The 19841-nt window shown below is 59.7% G+C and carries 14 protein-coding genes; 2 read left to right on the top strand and 12 right to left on the bottom strand.

From position 1 onward, the window contains the following. The first annotated feature begins 200 nt into the window (after positions 1-200). On the top strand, positions 201-1520 hold the full coding sequence (locus SHEL_RS00240) for a c-type heme family protein (protein ID WP_126513851.1): 1320 nt from the start codon (positions 201-203) through the stop codon (positions 1518-1520). A 220-nt stretch (positions 1521-1740) separates the two neighbouring features. After that, positions 1741-3069: an ammonia-forming cytochrome c nitrite reductase subunit c552 gene (locus tag SHEL_RS00235; RefSeq protein ID WP_012797232.1), complete on the top strand. Its 1329-nt coding sequence runs from the start codon at positions 1741-1743 to the stop codon at positions 3067-3069. A gap of 259 nt (positions 3070-3328) precedes the next feature. Here SHEL_RS00235 and SHEL_RS00230 read toward each other — a convergent pair whose 3' ends face one another. From SHEL_RS00230 to SHEL_RS00175, 12 genes are all read right to left on the bottom strand, one after another. Next, the gene (locus tag SHEL_RS00230) at positions 3329-4060 is read right to left on the bottom strand and encodes a Spy0128 family protein (protein ID WP_169304474.1); all 732 of its coding nucleotides are present in this window, start codon (positions 4058-4060) and stop codon (positions 3329-3331) included. 49 nt (positions 4061-4109) lie between these two features. After that, a complete protein-coding gene (srtB, locus tag SHEL_RS00225; RefSeq protein ID WP_012797230.1) occupies positions 4110-5033 on the bottom strand; it encodes a class B sortase in 924 nt (307 codons plus the stop codon). Further along, positions 5034-6104 (bottom strand): QVPTGV class sortase B protein-sorting domain-containing protein, encoded by a 1071-nt coding sequence (locus SHEL_RS00220; protein ID WP_012797229.1) that lies wholly within the window; start codon positions 6102-6104, stop codon positions 5034-5036. A 66-nt stretch (positions 6105-6170) separates the two neighbouring features. Continuing rightward, positions 6171-6881: a signal peptidase I gene (gene lepB, locus SHEL_RS00215; protein ID WP_126513850.1), complete on the bottom strand. Its 711-nt coding sequence runs from the start codon at positions 6879-6881 to the stop codon at positions 6171-6173. Further along, complete coding sequence (locus SHEL_RS00210; protein WP_012797227.1) at positions 6869-11089, bottom strand: InlB B-repeat-containing protein; 4221 nt, start codon at positions 11087-11089, stop codon at positions 6869-6871. The genes lepB and SHEL_RS00210 overlap by 13 nt, the downstream gene beginning before the upstream one ends. A 1327-nt stretch (positions 11090-12416) precedes the next feature. Beyond that, positions 12417-13130 (bottom strand): LytR/AlgR family response regulator transcription factor, encoded by a 714-nt coding sequence (locus tag SHEL_RS00205; RefSeq protein ID WP_012797226.1) that lies wholly within the window; start codon positions 13128-13130, stop codon positions 12417-12419. A 167-nt stretch (positions 13131-13297) separates the two neighbouring features. Continuing rightward, on the bottom strand, positions 13298-14593 hold the full coding sequence (locus SHEL_RS00200; RefSeq protein WP_012797225.1) for a histidine kinase: 1296 nt from the start codon (positions 14591-14593) through the stop codon (positions 13298-13300). A gap of 9 nt (positions 14594-14602) precedes the next feature. Then, a complete protein-coding gene (locus SHEL_RS00195) occupies positions 14603-15436 on the bottom strand; it encodes a sulfite exporter TauE/SafE family protein (protein WP_012797224.1) in 834 nt (277 codons plus the stop codon). Between the two features lie 7 nt (positions 15437-15443). Next, positions 15444-16733: a glycosyltransferase family 2 protein gene (locus tag SHEL_RS00190; RefSeq protein WP_012797223.1), complete on the bottom strand. Its 1290-nt coding sequence runs from the start codon at positions 16731-16733 to the stop codon at positions 15444-15446. Positions 16734-16741: 8 nt separating this feature from the next. Next, positions 16742-17326 (bottom strand): hypothetical protein, encoded by a 585-nt coding sequence (locus SHEL_RS00185; RefSeq protein WP_012797222.1) that lies wholly within the window; start codon positions 17324-17326, stop codon positions 16742-16744. Between the two features lie 59 nt (positions 17327-17385). Further along, positions 17386-18258 carry a phosphoribosylaminoimidazolesuccinocarboxamide synthase gene (locus SHEL_RS00180; protein WP_012797221.1) on the bottom strand — a complete coding sequence of 291 codons (873 nt, stop codon included), beginning with the start codon at positions 18256-18258 and terminating at the stop codon, positions 17386-17388. Then, positions 18258-19760, bottom strand: a complete 1503-nt coding sequence (locus SHEL_RS00175) for an ATP-binding protein (RefSeq protein WP_012797220.1) — start codon at positions 19758-19760, stop codon at positions 18258-18260. Before SHEL_RS00175 ends, SHEL_RS00180 begins: the two co-directional genes overlap by 1 nt. Positions 19761-19841 lie beyond the last annotated feature (81 nt).

Raw genomic sequence — 19841 nt, 5'->3', positions numbered from 1 at the left:
AACCGCCCCGACCGCACGGCCGGGGCTTTTCGTCATGCGACCGCGGCCCAAATGCCCCGCTCGCCAAGCCACGTGTCGTTTTCTCCATATCGCCCACCTTGATATTTGTTCATGATTCGGCATCGCCCTTCGCACGCGCGCGAATCGGCGGTATCCTAAACGCAGGAACGGACGCTGTTTCTTCACGAGAAGAGGGGATCGTGGCCACACCCATACGGACAAAACCGCTCGGCATACAGGGGAAACTCCTGTTGTGCCTGGCTGCGCTTCTGGTGGCGTTCTCCGTCGTCGGCATCATCGGCGGCGCCGTGCGCAGCCACGACCAGAGCATCGAGGCGGCCTCGCAGAAGGCATCGGCTCTGGCCGACCAGATGGACGCCGTATGGGACTACATCGAGACGCACCAGGGCGTTGTCGCCGAAACCGACGAGGCTGCCACCAGCGCAAACGGGTACGTCTGCATCATTTCCGCCAAGTCGGTGGCGGCTCGGTTCAGCGACATGTCCGAAAGCACCATCCGCTACACGTCGCTTCAACCCCGCAACACCGATGATGCGCCGGACGACTTCGAACGCGCCGCCATGGAACTCTTCGAGCAGGACCCGACCGTCGTCGCGTACGAAAACGTGGACAACTCCACCGGCACCGACCAGTACCGGTACCTGCGCCCCATCCGCATCGAGCAGTCCTGCCTGACCTGCCACGGCTCCCCCAAGGGCGAGCTAGATTGGCTCGGCTACACCAAGGAAGGTTACGCGGTAGGCGACCTGGTGGGCGCCATCAGCATCAGCGAGCCCATGGACACCTACTACCAGGCATCCTGGAGGGAAGTGGGCGACTGGCTGGCGCTGCTCCTGGTGGGGCTTGCAATAGCCACCATCGTCATGTTCAGCGTGGTGGATGTGGTGGTGCTGCGCCCAGTGTCCGCCCTGTCCGAGGCCATGCACGCGTTCACGAATGGCGAAACGGCCCACCGGGTGGACGAGCCCCGCGGAAACGACGAAGTTGCCCAGCTCGGACGCGACTTCAACGGCATGGCCGACGAGCTGGAGGACCTGTACAGCGGGCTTGAGCAACGGGTGGAGCAGCGCACCGCCGAGCTGGAGGGGCTCAACGCCACGCTCTCGGACATGCTCACCAACCAGCAGCAGAACCTGGAGCTGGCCGTCGAGCGCCTGCGCGAGGAACGCGAAGCCATGGCACGGCGCTCCTTGGAGCCGCTCAATCTGGGCGAGTTCGTGTTCGATCAGGCTAAATACACGGTCACCAAGCGCGGCGAGTCCATTTCGCTCACGCCGAAGGAATTCAGCATCCTGTACACCTTGGCGTGCCGCGCCGGCGAAGTGGTGACCCAGCGCGAGCTGGTGGAGGCCGCCTGGGGCGAAGACTACACCGAGCAGATGGCCGGCCTTGCCGTGTACGTGCGCCGCATCCGCAAGAAGATCGAGGACAACCCCGCCGAGCCGCAGTTCCTGCTCACCGTGTGGGGCGAAGGCTACACCTTCAAAACGGGCGACTAGCCCGCGCACCCCTCTCACCTGGGCAAAAAGATTGCCAGCCATCAGAAATGCCAAGTAGAGGGGAATTGTTAACAAACTTCAATATATTTCAATACGCTGTTTATAGCTTCCCTTTTCGTAAATCCATACCGTATGAATTGGCCACCTGATCGCGTTTCGTGCATGCGGGAAGTCACGCAAGGCCTCAGGTGATAAGCTAGGACCAAGAAAGGGGAGGAACATGAAAGCCAGCAAAAAGACAACCGCCGCCATCGTCGTAGGCCTGGTTGCCGTTCTTGCGCTGAGCATGTTCGCCATCGGTTGCAAGGGCGGAAACGAAGCCACTGTCACCCACAGTGACGACACCGCCGCAACCGCAGACGAAAGCACCATGAGAGGGTATGCTGAGCAGTTCCCGCTGGAGTACAACTCCAGCCAAATGACGCGCGTGAACGCCAAAGGCTTCACCATCGGCCACGACGTAGGCACGCTGCGCGACATCTGCGAACGCCCCGTCATGCGTGACGTGAACGGCGACATCGAATGGAACGAAGACGGCACCATGAGCGTCTTCACCAGCGAATACGACGAAGAATCCGGTCAGTACATCGTACCTGATCTGACCGACGAGCAGCTCGAGGAGCTGAACCTGAAGTCTGGCTGCGTTGCATGCAAGAGCTCCAAGTTCAACGACATCTATGCTGCTCAGGGCCCCGCCGCATACGGCAACGTGTACAACGGCGAAGCCCGCGCCATCGTCAACGACGAGTATTGGGATTGCGCCATGTGCCACGACGGCACCCCGTCGGCCGACAACGTAGGCCCGCAGCTGGTCTACTTCCAGGCCCTGGGCGAGGGCTTGGTCGAGCAGCTCGACCCCAAGATGGCCGTCTGCGCGCAGTGCCACAACAGCTACGACTACCGTAGCCGCATCCAGACCGAAGAAGATCTGGCCACCTTCAAGCCCTATCGCTACGGCAACGACATCGACGCCGTGTTCCAGAGCGCTTACGAGGACGAGGTCAACTTCTTCGAGAACGACCTGGGTCTGCCCGAGAGCTACGTCGTGCACCCCAACGTCGAGGGATACATGAGCACCAAGCACAACGCCATGGGCGTGACCTGTGTCGATTGTCATATGCCCGTGACCGTTGACGAAGAAACCGGTACCGAGTACCGCAGCCACTTCAGCGCCAACAGCCCGCTGGAGAGCGAAGATTCCCTGAACTACTGCCTGACCTGCCACAAGAGCCAGGGCATTGAGAGCACCGAGGCCATGGTCGATTTCGTCCGCGGCAAGCAGGAAGTGCTCGCAGGCGACATCGAAACCCTGAAGGCCGACATCGACGCATATGGCACCGCCCTCTCCGAGGCCATTGCAAGCGGATCGATGAGCGACGCTGACGTCGAGCAGGCCAAGATGGACTACGCGAAGGCCACCTGGTACTACCAGACTCTGGTGACCGGCCCCTACGAGAGCCTGGGCAGCCAGATCGCCATGCTGGACACGGCTGACATCCTGACCAAGGCACATGCCGCCATTGACGAAGGAACCGGCCTGATCGGCTAACAACACGACCTCGCATACTTCCCGCAGCCCGAAGCCCCGACCGGTACGACGCCGGCCGGGGCTTCCCATATTGCGTGGCTTTTGCTCTGTTGGGTTGTGGATGATGTTTTCAACCAGTTGGATGCGTGGGGCACGGGAACATTGCGTACCTGACAACCAGGTGAGTCTGGGCCTTGCCATACATGCGCCAAACCCCACACACACCAAAGCGACCCGCCATGTGGCGGGTCGCTGCGTACATTCGGTTGTACAGAACCGGTTATTTGTCGCTTTGACTGTCCCTAAGAGCAGCCGCCTTGGCGCGGCGCTTCCCAGCTGCAGCCAGGACCAGCGCTGCAATTGCGCATATGCACAACGCACCGCTCATCTGGATAAGCATCCAAACAGGGTCGCCCGTCTGCGGCAAGTTGAACGGCAGGTGGAACGGGCCGGAATCCGGTTTCGGATTCGGGCTCGGCGTGGGTTCCGGACTCGGCTCGGGCTCAGGCTCCGGACCCGGCGCAGGCTCTGCGCCCTCGAACGAGTGGCTGTAGCAGACCTCGTCGGGTTTCTCGCCGTTTTCGTCACGGACCTCAACCCAGCCCATCTGCAATCCGCCATCGGCCGCGTTGTCCACGCAGATGCGGACCGTGTACGTGCTGTTGTCAACGGTCATTCCGTCTGCGCTTGGCGTGCTTGTGCAGGTCAGCTCGTAGGAATACACCCCTGTGTGCTCGAACACGAGCGCATAGGGGCCCGAACCCTGCACGGGGAATGTGATGGATGCGCCATCGCCGTCAAGCGAGAACGCGTACGTATTGCCCGATGAACCCTCCGGCATCGCAGCGCCCTCGGACGTAGCCGTAAGCGCGTAGTCGAACGAGCCCGTTACCGACTCGGGAACGTCGCCCGACTCGGAATACGACTGGCTCACCTGCAAGCCCCCATCCGCACCAAACGCCACCGAAGGCGCTCCGGCAAGCATAAGGGCGCAGGCAACAGCGACAATCAAGACAGTCGCCGCCTTACGTATGCCTTTCGTTACCGTTCCCATGACTCAATCACTCTTTTCCGTTCTTTTTCCTCTTGCCTCGGCGGCCGGTACCGCCGACCACCCACGCGGTCAGCAGGAACACTGCCAAACCGACGCCGATTTGCGCTCCTAGTTTCAGGCCCTCGGCGGTGCCTGACAAAAGCCGCTCTACCCTGTCGGGTTCCTCTTCGGCGAAGGCGTCCTCGAAGGTCTGATCGCAGATGCGGGCAATCACGACGTGTCTGTCGTTCGTACCCGATCCGCAGGTCGACAGTACCAGCAACCGATCGCCTTCGTCGGGGTCCGCGCGCCACACCGTCGCATGGTCGCGGGTGTAATCCAGAAACTCCTCAACCGTGGGGCTCTCGCCCACCGTCACGCTGTAGACCACGTTGTCATACGCATCCACCTGCAGATATCCCAGCAGCTCCACGCCGTGGTCGGCACCTTCGTAAAACAGGTTGCCGTAGCAGTGCTGCGCCATGTACTCGGCATCCCCGTACTTGTCGAGGTCACCGAACATGAGGGAGTTCTCCATGTGGTGCCCGTAGATGATGGTGCTCGCATCCGTGAAGTCGGGGGCGTTGTGCCAATCCAGGAAGAGCGACCCTGAAAGCGCGAACTCGCCGGCGGCGTTGGTGTTGATGTAGACGTCGTTGTCCTTACCCTGAACGAGCGGGTAATCGATGCCTGTGCCGTACACCGTAAGCCAACCGAGCACGTCCGGGTTCTGCGCCTGCAGTTCCTCGAACGAGACCGTGTTGTCGGCTTCGGGTCGATACTGCTCGAACATCTGAACATCGGCTTCGTCGGCCACGCGGTTGTTATCGAGCACCGCGAACGCCGTAAAGCAGACAATCATCACCACCGCAGCCAGCACCGCCCCGTCGACCAGCCAATTGGCCAGGCGAATGGTTCCTCGGACCAGTCGTCGGGGCAGTGACCAGTTCATTTATGCCGTCAGCTTACGCTTGAGGGCACCGTAAGCAACAACGCCACCGACGGCAACCAGAGCCATCAGGATGAACGGAGCGTTGTTCAGCACCAGACCGGTCGGGGTGATGGGCTCTTTGTTGTTGGTGATGGTTGCAGTGTTGGGGCCCTTGTCGGAAACTACAGTGGCAGTCGTGACTTCACCAGTCGTGGTATAGCCGTCTTTGCCAGACTCGGTCTCGGTTACGGTGTAAGTCGTACCAGCCACGACGTTCGTGAAGTTGACGGACTGGCCATGCGTCAGCTTGAAGGTTACCTTGCCATCAGCGACGGTTCCGGTTGCATCGCCGACCATGACGATGTCATTAACCGTCCAACCAGTGGGGACATACTCCGGGGCCGCGAAAGTAACGGTGAACTCCCATTCTTTCGTCTTGTCGCCAGAGCCGCCCGTCACCTGCTTGTCGATAGTAAGCTTGCTGCTGTCATCGGTCTTCTCAACAAAGGTATTTTCAAACTTGACGTCTCCGCCATCAACCTTCTCGCCATTGGAGGTTGCGCTCGGGTTCTTCTCAAACGTGACTGCCTTGATGGCAACACCTGTATCCTCGTTTTCGACATAAACACGCATGAGATACTTATCGGTGCTGTAGGTCATCGTCCCCTCAGAACCATCGTCATTGACAATCGTTGCCTGCTGAGCCTCTTCAATCATGTAAGCATACACACCCGCGTGCGTGTAAGCCGGAAACGTGATTTTGCCCGTGCCAGAAACATCCTCGCCGTCTCCAGCAGTAGTCAGCTCAACAGACGCAATGGTTACACCGAGGCCATCAGTGGGTTCGGAGACAGTGCCCTCATCGTCAATAGCCACCGTAGTGCCCGTTGCGGTGAAACTGAACGTGGCCGTCACCGTGGAGCCCTCGTTGGAGTGCAGGACTTTCGTCACCGCGGCAGCGTCGGCGGTAACGGTCTTGTCCGTCTCGTCGCCAACCCCATAATCCGCATCGGCTGCGAACGCGGGCAGCGCGAAACCGAGTGCCAGCGCTGCCGACAGCGCGAGCGTTGCTGCGATCTTCCTAAATTTCATATCTGTTCCTTTCCTTCTGCGGGATTCCCCACCCGCATGTTCACCATGTATTTCCTACGGCTCGAATCAGAAGTTCCTTCTACGAATCACCGTCATGACCTCGCCTTCCGTTCCAGATTCGACATCCACAGGACCGTACATCCTGCTGTCGTTCGCTTGGGTGCGGTTGTCGCCCATCACGAACACCTGGCCATCCGCAAGCACCACCGGATACGTGATGCCGTCCGCGTAAGGCAGCGTCTCGGTAAAGATGCGCTCCTCGGACTGGTGGTAGCCGTTGATCACCAACCCGTCCTCGTCGAAGCTCACCTCATCGCCAGCCACGGCGATGACCCGCCTAACCTCCTTTCGTTCGCCGTTGTTAACGACTACCAAATCGCCTGCGGAATAGTCCTTCTGCAAGCGGTAGTACACTACCAAGTCCCCTTCGCGCACCGCCGGGCTCATGCTCTCGTCGGCCGTCTGCATCAGGCCGAACAGGAACACCAGCACCATGCCCGCAAACCCAGCCACGAACGCGATCTTCACCAGGAGCAATATCAGCTCGCCGATGAGCGACGGCTCGTCCGTGCGATCCTCGGATTTGGGGGACCCTTCCTTCCGAGGTGCACGAGCATGCGCGGCTTCTGCCTGCTGCGCGGCCGGGGTCGGGCGGCCGGACACGTCGAAGTCTTCCGCGGGCTGGTACACAGGCGGAACCTGTTTGGCCAGGTCCGCCGCACGTGCAGCTCCCGCGGAGCCTTGCGGCGCGCCGCGCCAGGGCGCTACTCCTGCCATCGCCTGCGCCTTGTCCGCGTGAGCACGACGCTCTGCAGAGCAATTAGCGAGCCGATAAGCAGGACATATGAGATAGGCGATTTAACAGCCGCCTTAACTCCGGTAATCACGACGGGTTCCTTCGTGTTGGTGAAGACAACCGTCGTCACGTCGGCGTCGAGCTTGACCTTGGCGCCGTTGCCGTACGCCGCAGATGCGCTTGCCGTCGTGCTGTCAAGCTGCACCGTGTACGTGGTGGTGTAGCCCGTGGTGTCGGTTTCGGTAATCACAACGCTGTCGCCCCAGTACAAAGGCACTTCCTTCGAGTCGAGCGTCAGGTTTTCAACCGTTGCCGTCTCGCCAGCAGCAGCCGGGCCTTGTGCGTCATGCAGCGCATCGGTCGTAGCCGTGGCACCATCGCCCGAGCGCGTCACGGTGAACGTGAAGCCCTTCGTCAGGTCTGCCATGTCGCCTTCAAGTTCTTTCTGGATGACCAGCTTGACCGGGGTCTTCTTCCACACGGCATACAGGATGTTCTTCCCCTCAGTGGCGTTCCAGGCCAGGCCCGCCAGGTTGTCGGCAGCATATTCCTTGGACGTGTCGAGAATGGTACTAACCTCTGAAGGATCAGTCACAGGGTCAACCTTCTCCGGGCTCCAACCAAGGAACGTGTACCCCTCGCGCGTCGGATCGGGCGTGGGGAACTCGACGTCCCCGTTAACCTCAAGCACACGCTCGTCGGTGGTCTTACCATCGGAAAGCGTTCCGCCGTTCGCGTCGAACAACACCGCCGTGGTTTCCGGAGACCCCTTGTCCACATATTCGGCGCGCAACTGGACCGTGTACGCCTTCCAAACCTCAGGGTCTTGCGAGCTGACATTTTCAACCTTGGCATTCGCCTTCAGCACGGTAAACGCATCACCTGGGTAAACATGTGTCTCGGTGTCCACGTATTCTCCAGCGGCTTCATCCCACGTCTGGACAACCCAGTACTTGAACTGCTTGCCCTCAGGTGCGGTCGACGCCGCCTGGGCGATGGCGTCGGAGTTGTCCAAATACAGCAGCGGGTCGGTAGGCCCGTTCGTGCCGCCGTTCGCGTCGTACACGACTCCGATTCCCTTCGCGCCTTCGATCTTTGCGCGCCACTTGGCGTACAGGTCAAGCTTCTTGGTAATCCACGGACGATTGGCGTCGGCATTGGTCGTGGCGCCGTTGCCCCACTTGTCCATAACATCCGTCATGTCCGTGGTCTTGTCGTACGGCGTGGTAACGGATGAGTCATTCAGAACGAAGCTAGCCGGATACGGCTGCGTGCATGCCTCATCCAGATACCAACCCACCAGCTCGTATTCGCTGCGCAGGCCCGTAGGCGTGCTCACCTTTTCGCCCGACGACACGCGGAAGTTCATCTGCTGGTTATCGGAACCCCAATCCAACGTCGGATCGGTACCAGCGTTCGGATGCAAGAACACGCGATACTGATTCTTGGTCCACTTGGCATAGACCGTTACGCCGCCTTGCGGCATCTTTTCGAAGGTGTACGGCTGCGTGCAAGCGTCGTCGATGTACCAGCCCGCGAACGTGTACTCAGGGTATTCAGGAGCGAAGTAGTTGCTGCCACCCTGGTTATACGAGCTGATGTCAGCACCGTATAGGATTTCATCGGATGTGCCAAAGTCTCCTTGACCAGGCTCATCCTGCGGCCTGCCATCGCCGTCAACATACACGCCATCCATATAGTGGATGCGGTATTTGTCGCGCGTATAGTAGAAATACAGGTGGTTATCTTGGCCGCCGTAATAGTAGTTCAAAGCGTCCCAAGAAATATTACCTCCGGGTGCGAGATCCACGGCCTGATTACCGCTCTTTGTAATTGCTTGGCGAGTGAATCCCCTGAGCTCCCAGAAGTCGTCGTTGTAATAAACGATGTTGAAATCGTTAGGCAAATCCACATACAGGGAATACTGCTTGCCATTAAAGGTGCGCGTATCCTGCGCACCAGGCAAAGCCTCGACGTAATAGTGGAAGTATCGCTTCGTATTGCTCGTCGTTGTATGCCTGAACGTTATACTCTCCGCAGGCATGACCTCCATATGAGTGATACGTGCCGTATATGTGCTGGAGTTCGTAGGCTGCCACGAGGTTACCGGGTCTTCTTGAGGGTATGTAACGCCATTCGAGCCGGTAAAGTTCCAAATGTCGCCGATGTCAGCCCCATACGGCCGTGTCACGGTATGGATGGTTGTCCAATCGTTATCGAGGTATTTATAGCGAGTGCCCGTATATTCGTTAGAATAGACCCAATGCCCCGAATAGTATCCACCAACCCAGCTTCGGTCTCGATACCACTTTCCATCGTCTTCGTTGAAATAGACGCGATCCCAATTTCGGTTACGATACTGGGTTCCTTCATTATCGGTCGCTACGACCCATCCAGACTGTCGGACCTGGAACGTAAACGTGTACTCCGTACGGTCGTAGTAGACGTTTACGACCGTATTGCCTTCGGGAGCGATGGTTACATTCTGATCGAACTCTTTCAGGTGGAAGCCCGTATATGACTTAGCGTCCCCATCTACGGTCACATATGCGTTGTTGCCAGTACCATGCGATACAACCGCATTCACATTAGCGTTGGCGTTGCCAGTCAGCTGGATGGACTCTTCGAAGTCGTATCCGTCGCCGGCTACGTTCTGTTTCCAAATGATGACCGTGTACTGCGCGTTAGAGACCGGCGTCCACTTAGCATAAATGGTCGTGTTGTTTGTCAGCGTCTGTCCGAAGGTGAACTCGTTACCAGCCGTACATGCTGCATCGGTGTACCAGCCTTTGAACTCGTAGCCGGTACGATGCATCTCAAGCGGCGGTTCTTCCGTAACCTCGCCCGACTTCACGAACTGGGGTGAATTGTACGTGGCGCCTTTGCCGTTTTCGTCGAACACCAGCCAACGGCCCGTGGGTGCGTTCACCGAGAACGTCACGTCTCCGGTCACCTTGATGTTCGTGCCGTTCTCATACACCTTGCCATCCGTATGGCCCACGATGTTCGATTCACCGCTCAACACGTTCCAGCCTTCGAAGTCCTGCTCGGACGTCGGCGGCGTGTAGGCCATGTTCACGGTGTAATCCATGGGGGTGCTGTCGTCGTAACGCTGTTCCTTGGTGGTCGAACCCAGCGCGATGCCGTTCTCATCCACATAGGTAACGGTCGCGCTCTTCATAATCATGGCGTACAACTTCAGCTCGGTGTTATCCTCGCCCAGCGCAGCGGCACGCTGCGCAGCCAGATTGCGCACGGCTTCGATGTCCATGGGTTGGGTATCGGCGTTATAGTTCGGATCCGTAGTCCAGCCGCGGAACAATTCGCCTTCGGCCAATTCGCCCGCACCCGGGTCGTAAACGATTTTCTCGATATCGGCAGCCGTTTCGGATTTCTTCAGCAGCATCGAGGCCACTTCGGCATTCTGATCCTTGCCAAAGAACTGCACCTTCAAACGGATCTTGTTGTCTTCGGCCACTGCATAAATGGAGAAGTGGTCGGTTTCGAAGACCTGCTCGTTGGCTTCGGCCTTCATGGCGACCACGCCTTCGGCCTCGTACATCGGCGGCTCGGATTCGTCCGACACGTCCTTCACGTGATAGACGGACACGCTATCCGTCTCCATGTTCGCGTTGGCGAACATCACGGTAAGCAGTCCTTGGGGCTGTACTTCATTCCCATTTGCATCCAGAATGACGACGTCGTACGCCTTCACGAGACCGGGCTTGCCGCCATCGTTTTCTACTTCGTTGGCAACCGCATCCAGAACGGCCTGGTCGTCAACAACCTTGGCCTGGACGGTGGCGCCTTCGGGAAGCACGCCTTCGTCCGCCGTTACGGTAACGACGGTCTTCTCGTCATCGGCCGTAGCCGAAATAGTCTGGGCAGGATAGGCAACCTCGTCGGCTGTATCGGTTTCGCTATCGACGGTTACCTCTTCGGCCGGCTGCTCGAGGGCTTCTTCATCAGTTGCGGTCTGGGCTTCAGGCTCGGTCGCTTCGGAATTGCCGAATTCGGCCGCATCGGACTCCTCCCCAACCACAGCATCAGGGGTCTCTGCGACCACGGCCTGTTCAGGAGTTTCCACGTTCTGCTCCAGAACGACATCCGCCGGCTCGTCGCCGGCAACGGCGACACCGCCAGCAATCGGAGCCACAAGCACCTGGCTGAGGGCCAGCACGAATGCCATGACACACGCCAGAACCTTGGCGCTTCTCTTCGGGGCGTGCTTTCCGGCCGACTCCACCGTCGCGTGATGCCGTCTGCTTTGCGATGCGCTTCTATGTCCGTTTCTCACCATAACCAACCTTATCGCCGAGGTGTGTTTCTGCATGCGCCCGACCCCAACCAGGGGCCCGCTCGTCTTCGTACACCTCTCTCGCCGACCCGACGACTGACTTCGCCTGGCCTTGGGCCGTTCGCCAATTGCACAGCGCTTGCGCAAGAGGCGCTCTTACCACCTTGTCGACTTTTCGAAATGGATGTTGTTGCCGTTCGGACATCGCTATCTGCTCGTCAGAATCCCGTTACCCACATCGATCGGCCGTCTTACCTTGCCTGACCGAACGCCGTCGATGTCGATGACAACTGGGCTGGCTGTATGCACATGCCACGTGGGATGCACTGTTGCAACCCGATCATCACCGCTCAGCATCTTTCTTGCGTTTGGTCTGTTCAGCAAAGCAGCTTGACTGTATTCCAATAAATAATACCGACATATGTCGTATAGCACTCATAGTCTACTAAGAATATGTCCAACTTTCCACTGGCTTAGGTAAACTTTTACTCAAAAGTTCAGAAATTGCCCACCAGTGACTGAGTTGTTGAGGTTTGAACTGCCGCCCGGGTCGCTTTGGAGACACTTCCGCCTGATGGTCGAGGCGTGCACCCCTATCCTGCGGCCTGCGCAACGCAGGACGAACATCAGCGGCGCCTGCCTGGGAACGAAGCGTGATTCCGTCGCCTTCGTGCAGCCGAATCCGTTTTGCAGTCAAGCGGACCCGCCGCAGTTCCCGTCCGGAGGCGTCCCCGGGCGCTTCGTGCAACGAAAATCGGTTTCGTGGAGCACTTGAGGGGATAATCCGCGCTGCGCCGGCCATCGGTCGCGTTTTCCTATGGCTGTATTGGTGATTTAATATACAATTTCATAGTTTTTGTGGCGTATTTACTGCATCATTCAACTTCAACGGGGACACCAAGAGGTCTTGCACGCGGATTATCCCCTCAAGTGCTCCCGAGATTGGTTTTTCGTTGCACGGCGGGCGTATCGGCTCGATGGCGTCAGGCGCGAGCCGTCGACAACCGACGCCCACACCCATCGCGTGACGCCATAAGGTCTTCGTCACACTGTGATCGCTGGTTTACCGCAGCGAAAAGGCCCGTGACGGGAGCCCCTGGGCCAATCAGCCTCAGCGTGCGACTACAGCCAGACAACCGTCGCTATGCAACACCATACGGTGCCCAAAGCAAAAAACCCGCACCGTGAGGTGCGGGTTTCGAAATGCAGCGGGTTGGGGCTATAGGCCCAAAGCCTTCTTCAAAGCAGAAACGCGGCGGCGGGAAACGGGAATCTTCTCGTCGGTGCCGTCCAGCGTGAGCAGCAGAGTGCCGCCTGAAACAGGCTCGACTTCCTTCACCATGTCAAGATTGACCAGGTAACCGCGGTGCACGCGGAAGAACCCGTGGCCGTCGAGGCGCTTTTCCAACTGGGCCAGAGACACTGTGGAGAAGTAACGGTCGGTATCGGTCTGCAGGTAGGCATAGTCATCGCGAGCCATGACGAAGCGGATCGAGTCGATGTGGATGAGAATCTTCTTGCCACCCTTTTCCACCGGGATGCGCTCGGCCTGGTTGGCCTTCATGTGGAGCATCACATACTCGTTGGCGCGGCCGACAGCTTGGCGCAAACGATCGGTTTCCACGGGTTTGACCAGGTAATCCACGGCGTTCACGTTGAAACCTTCGAGGGCGTGCTCGCTGTAGGCCGTAACGAAGATGACCGCCGGCGGGTTGGTCAGGTGCTGCAGGGCATCCGCGAACTGCAGGCCGTTGGCCTCGGGCATATTCACGTCAAGAAAGAGCGCGTCGATCGGGAAGCTCTTCATTTTCTCGATGGCTTCGCGTACGCTTGCTGCCTCGGCAACGACATCCACATTGCCGATTTCATCCAGCAGGTACCGCAATTCGGACCGTGCCGGAGCCTCGTCATCTACGATAATCGCCTTAAGCAAAAGGACCTACCCCCAAGTTGCCTGCCTGTGAATATGAATAGGTGCGACAAATATTACCTCAAATACAACGAACAAAACAGCTTTGAGGTTCTTCATCACATCATGAATGTAACTTTTACGGCACCAATTATCAAGTTTTCCTATAGTTGCAAAGCGAATCGCCCGCGCTAGATCTCGCCGTCGTCGGCGGCTCCGCTCAGCACGAGACGCACGGTGGTGCCGGTACCGCCCGACGATTCCACTTCCATGTGGGCGTCTTCGCCGTAGTAGCCGCGCAGACGGTCCCTGATGTTACCCATGGCGATGCCCGTGCCTTTCACCTCAGGCGCCTCGAGCATCTTGCGCTTCTGGCTTTCGTCCATGCCGATGCCGTCGTCCTTGACGGAGATGATGACGTCGTCGCCTTCGCTGTACACGTCCACTTCGATGTTGAGCATGCCCTCCTGCGGCATGGCGTGTTTGACCGCGTTTTCGACCAGGGGCTGAACCAAAAACGACGGCACCAGGATGTCTTCCAGGCCGTCCTCAATCTCCACGTCCAGCGACAGCCGGTCCTCCCCGAAGCGCGCCACCTCGAACAGGAAGTAACGCTGGGTCTGGTCGAGCTCGCGGGTAACCTCCAGCAAGTCATCGGAGTTTTCCAACGTTCGACGGTAGAACACGGCGAACTCGCGCAGCAGCACGCGCGCCCGAGCGGGATCGGTTCGGGTGAGCGCCGCGATGGTGTTGATGGTGTTGAACAGGAAATGCGGGTTGATCTGGGATTGCAGCGCCTTGAGCTCCATGGTGGTGGCCAACTTGCGCTGGTTTTCCATCTCGACGGCGGCAATCTGGGTGGACAGAAGCTCGGCCAGGCCCTCGGCCAGCGCCAGCTGGGTCTCGTTGATCGACGACGCTCGGCGGTAGTAGAACTTCAGCGTGCCCACGATAATCTCGCCGCGGTGCAGGGGCACCACGATGCCGGCGCTCAGATTCTTCACCGTCGGAGGGAAGCCGATCTCCTCCGCCGAGGTGAGCACGCGGGTCTTGCCGTCGGTCAGCGTGGCATGGGTCGCCTTCGTGCGCACGGGCGAACCGCTTTCGTTCTGACCCTCTTCCTCACCCACGTATCCTAAAATGACCTCGCGATTGGTAATGGCCACGGCCTTCGCATTGGTCGCCGGCAGCAGCAGCCCGCAAATGGCCTGCGCCGATTCGGCACTCATGCCGTCCTGCACGTAGGACAGCATTTCGGAAGCCAGCTTGAGCGTGGTGTCGGATTGGCGGGCGCGCACCGCGTCGGGATTCAGCTGCACGTAGATGAACGCCATAAGCGACATGGTGAACAGAAGGCCTGAGGCGAAGGTCATGGCCGTCGACTGGTTAGGTTTACCCAGGGCGTAAATCAGGCCGCCCGCAGCCGTTGCGGCCATAATCAGCAGAATCAGTTCGAGAAAACGCGAATAGTTGGACTTCGGGGTCATGCCAGGCTCCTAAACAAGGACTTCGTTCACTATAAGAATGACGGCGACAACCATCAGGAAGCAGGCGAACATAATGCGCAGCACCGCCTCGGGAACACGTTTGACAAGCGTCGCGCCCAGGTAGGACCCGGGCATGCTGCCCACGATCATGGCCAGGCCGATGGTGTAGTGGATGTTGCCTAAAACGGCCTGCTCGATGGCGCCGGGCAGGGCCAGAATGCACACGGCGATAAGCGACGTGCCCGACGCCAGCCGCATGGAGATTCCCAAAACGGAGATGAACATGGGCACCATCACGAAGCCGCCGCCCACGCCGACGTATCCGCCGACGAGCCCTGCGAAAGCCCCGATCAAGGTCACTTTCCACACCACATCCTTCGTCAAGCCGAAGGTTTCGGCGACCACACCTTCGGTGCAGGTCAGCTTCGTGTTCTCAGGCGTCGGGCAGCCGGCCGCCTGGGCGCGGTCGGAGCGCAACTTGCGGACGCCCTTAGAGAACATGGTGCAGGACGAATAGCAGAGCACCGCCGCCGTGGCGCCCATAATGGCCCAGCCAGGCGACTTCGACGCCGCAAGCACGCCCATGGGCGACATGACGGCACCCGCCAGACCTGCGGCTATGCCCAGCTTGGGGATGGTGGTCTTGTTCTTGACGTGCTTGACCAGCCCCGAAAGCGACGTGGGGATGACCGTGAACAGCGATGTTGCCGTAGCCCCGATGGGCGGCAATCCAAACGCCAAACGGAAGAGCGGTACCATGATGGTACCGCCTCCTATTCCGAATAATCCTGACAGTACGCCGACAAGCAACCCGGCCAGCACGGCGATGACGAACATCTCCATGGGACGGCTATTCCTCCGACCCGATGTTCAGGCGAATCTCGCTGGTCATGCCGGGATCAACGCCGCCGCTCCAACCCTTGGCCACCTGCTCCTCGAAGCGGGCCTGGCCCTGGTTGGCCGACTGCCCCAGCACGCTCTTCAAAATGGCGTCGTCCTCCAGGCGCGCCATGATGGTGGGCCAGGTGTACTGGAACTTGAAATACTTGGCGCAGTTGTCCTCGGCGTACTTGGCCGCATCGGTGGACGCCGAGTGAGCGGCCTTGCGGTAGCCCTTGCCGTCGGAGCGGCCGATGGAGCGCAACAGCGCTGTTCGTTTCACACGTTTCTGCAGGCCAGGCTCCAAAAACGGTCCCGGATAGGGCTCAAGGGACTGAGGCTTGATCTGCATCAGGTCGATCTGCGTGCGGGCGTATTCCACCTTGCGGAATTCATACAGCCAGCGGAAGATGTCCTGGCGGAAGCGCATGCCTTCGGACTTGGTCGCGGGCGGCAGATGGTGCAGCACCCACTTGTTGTCGAACCAGATGTCCGAACCGTACATGCGCAGGTTCAGCATGTAATCCAGATCCTCGCCGCGGGCAATCCACGGGTCGAAGGCCACGCGCTTGAAAGCCTCCTTGTGCAGGGCCAGACAGCCGCCGCACACGTGGTTCGAACGGGACAGGCGCGGTCCCTTCATGGCTTTCATGATCCACTGGTTGAAGGTTTTGCCCTGCTCCCAGAAGTGGTTGTACCAGCGGTCCTGGCTTTGCGAAAGGAAGCTTTCCTGCTCGTTGAGGTAGTAGCCGGTTTTGGCCAGAATAGGCACGCCGCGGCGGGTCAGTTTGCCCAGGCCGTACATGGCGCGCTCCAGGAAGTCCTCGTCGTCCACGATTTCGTCGTCGTCCACGAACACGGCCGCGTCGAAACCCAGGGCGTTAGCCAAAAGCAACCCCAGGTTGCGCACGGCGCCATAACCTTGCAGGCCGATTTCCTTGTTCACGTTGATGCCCAGCTGGGCCATGCGCTGGTTGATGACGCCCATCTCGGGCGCGCCGATGACGGAGATGCTCAGGTCGTCATACTCCGCCGCCAGCTTGCGGATCTTCTCCGCGGCCTGGTTCTCCACGGCGGGCTCGGCCACCACCAGGATGATGATTTCGCCCAAACCGCGCACTTTGCGCAGCGATTCCAGGCAACGGGGCAGCTCGCCCGGTGCCGAAAGCGCAGTCATATGGTCATACGTAGTGGTGACGCCCCGCGCCTGCATGCGCGAACGCGCCGACACGTACGTCGGAATCAGCAGTACCGGATTCACGATCTCACCTACTTCGCGTCGGTGGTCTCTTCTTCGGCGGCAGCCGCATCGGCCTTCTTCTTACCGCCGAACAGGGACGAGAGCGTCCAGCGCGGATGCTCGACCTCCCAGGCGGCAACTTCTTCCGCGGCCTTTTCAGCGGCCTTCTTGGCGCCGTACTTCTTAACCATTTCCTCTTGATAGGCGATGCGCACCTTGCGGATCTTGGACATGTCCAGCCACATGGCGAAACCGATGGCTATGTAGGCCGGAACCAGGAAGATCCACGAGTACACCGCAGTCTCGTCGGCGCGCGCGATGAAGAAGGAGCCGATGATAGTCAAGAGGATGGCGCCGAAGATACAGATCAGCCACAGGCGGCGCAGCTTATGGAAGCGCTCGGTGGGCGGATTGTAGAACGCGCGCTCGCGTTCGGCAGCTTCGGCACGGCGGGCCTTGGCGGCCTCGCGCTTCTGCTTGTCGGTCTTCTTGTTGTCGGCAATGCGAACGCTGGCAGCAGCCTTGCTCTTGGGTTTCAACGACGCGGCCGACTTGCGGGTCTGGCCGAGGTTCTCCTGCTGATAGCGGTCGTTCATGGGGTTACGTTGTGACACGTCGGTATCCTTCTAGTTGCTCATAGCGCGCAAACGCGCATCCTTAGGCGTGCGGGCGATTAACGCTCGAACACGCGTCCCGTCAGTTTCTCGTATGCCTGGATGTACTTCTCGGAGGTCTTCTCGATGACGTCCTGCGGCAGGTGGGGCGACTCGCCGGTGCGGTCCCAGTTGTCGTTGAGCCAGTTGCGGACGAACTGCTTGTCGAAGCTGGCCTGCTCGCGGCCCACCTCGTAGTCGTCGGCGGACCAGAAGCGGGAGCTGTCCGGGGTCAGAACCTCGTCGCCCAGGATGATCTGGCCGTTCAGCACGCCGAACTCGAACTTGGTGTCCGCGATGATGATGCCGCGCTCGCGAGCGTGGTCGGCGGCGGTGGTGTACACCTTAAGCGACAGGTCGCGCAGGGCGGCGGCGTCGGTCTGGCCGATGATGTCGACCATGCGCTCGTAGGAGATGTTCTCGTCGTGGTCGCCGATTTCGGCCTTGGTGGAAGGCGTGAACAGCGTTTCAGGCAGCTTCGCCGAATTCTGCAGACCCTCGGGCAGCTGGATGCCGCACACCGAACCGGTCTTCAGATAGTCCTTGAAGCCCGAGCCGGTCAGGTAGCCGCGGACGATGCACTCGATGGGGAACATGTTCGCCTTGTTGACCAGCATGAAGCGGCCGCGCAGGTATTCGGACCAGGGCTTGAACTGTTCGGGCAGGTCGGCCACGTCGGCGGAAATCAGGTGATTCTCCACCACGCCGTCCAGCAACTCGAACCAGAAGCAGCTGATCTGGGTCAGCACCTGGCCCTTGCACGGGATTTCGTCGGGCAGGATGTAGTCGAATGCGGAAATACGGTCGGTTGCGACCAGCAACAGCTTGTCGCCCAGGTCGTACAGGTCGCGCACCTTGCCCTGCGCGTCCGGCTTGATGGTGATGGGGTTCATCAGTTGTTCCTTCCTGTCAGCTTCGGCAGACGTTCCGTTATGGACGGGCGGTCCGCCTCGGAGCCCTTGCCTTCACGTTTTTCGGTCTGCGCCTTGATGCGGTCGTAATCATACAGCGGAATGTGCAGCGTGAACGTGGCGCCCACGTCTTTTTCGCCTTGGACCTCGACCCACCCGTGATGGCGGTCGATGATTTCCTTCACCACCGTAAGGCCGATGCCCAGGCCGCCGGTTTCGCGCTTGCGGCTGCCCTCGGCACGCCAGAAGCGGCTGAACACCATGCGGCATTCCTCGGGCGTCAGACCGATGCCCGTATCCTGCACGGCGATGGTGGCTTCGCCCGCCTCGTCGTCTTTGCGGACGCGCACCCAAATGGTGCCCGGCGCGGGCGTGTAGCGCACCGCGTTGGAGATCAGGTTGGCCGTAGCCTGGCGAATCATGTCCGGATCGCCGTACACCATGACCTCGTCCTCGGGGTCGTATTCCAGCTTGAGCCCCGCGTCGGCCACGTAGGCCTCGTGGGACGTGGTGATGGTGCGGATGAGCTCGCCTACATTGACGACCTCCTGCTTCATGGGCGTGGCCCGGTTCTCCAGACGCGACAGCCTGAGCAGGGCGTCGACCAGGCGGCGCAGGCGTCCGACCTCGTCGCTGATGGTGGCCAGGCGCTCTGCGGTGGGTTCGAACACCCCGTCCACGATGGCTTCGACCGTGGATTGGATGGCCATCAGCGGCGTGCGCAGCTCGTGGGCCACGTCGGTGGTCAACCGGTGCTGCAGGTCGCGGTCGTTCTCGATGCTTTCAGCCATGGAGTCGAAGGTTTTCGACAGCTCGGCGATCTCATCGGCGCCGTTGACCTGGCTCCGGGCGGACCAGTCGCCTTCTTTAATGGCGGCCGCCGCCTGCGTGATGCGCTCTATCGGGCGCGTCAGGCCGCGGGAGAACATGACGCCCAAGCAGGACGCCAGCAGGACGGAAAACACTGTGGCCAGCACCATGGCCTCGTAGCTCTTGGACCGAAACTCCATGTCGGCCTTGGAAAGCAGCACGTCGGAGCCGTAGATCCACATGCGGACCGTGCCCACGCGGGTGCCTTCCACAATGATGTCGGCCTGGGTGGCCGTGGCGCCGCCGTCGAGGCGCGGCGCCACGGACAGGCTTTCGGAATCGGTTATCCGATTGCCGTCCTTGTCCAACGTGGTGGTGTCGTAGATGACGCTTCCGTCGGCATTGGTGACCACCACGCCCATGCTCTGCTTGAGCTGGTGGGCGGAAGCGGCCGCCGACACGTCGACGACGGACAGGTTCGGATATTGGCCTTCACCTGTTTCGTCGACGGCAGCGATGGCGTTCTCATGGTTGCGGCTGTAGTCCTGCGCGATGGTAGTCGCGGTGACGTCGGCCAACGCTTGGATGTTTTCCCTGGTGTAGGTGGAGAAATGCTGTTCCCACACAAAGGAAAGCACCCCCATGGCGACCATGGCGGTAAGCAGTGCGATCAATGCGAAGTTTACGGCTACTCGAGTGGCGTAAGACCCCCCGTAAAAATTACGGAGGGTCTTCAGCGGGCCGTTTTTCTTATT

It is taken from the genome of Slackia heliotrinireducens DSM 20476, from assembly GCF_000023885.1.
Taxonomy (GTDB): domain Bacteria; phylum Actinomycetota; class Coriobacteriia; order Coriobacteriales; family Eggerthellaceae; genus Slackia; species Slackia heliotrinireducens.
The sequence above is the reverse complement of the archived record's forward strand: the minus strand, read 5'-3'. Positions and strand labels throughout refer to the sequence as shown.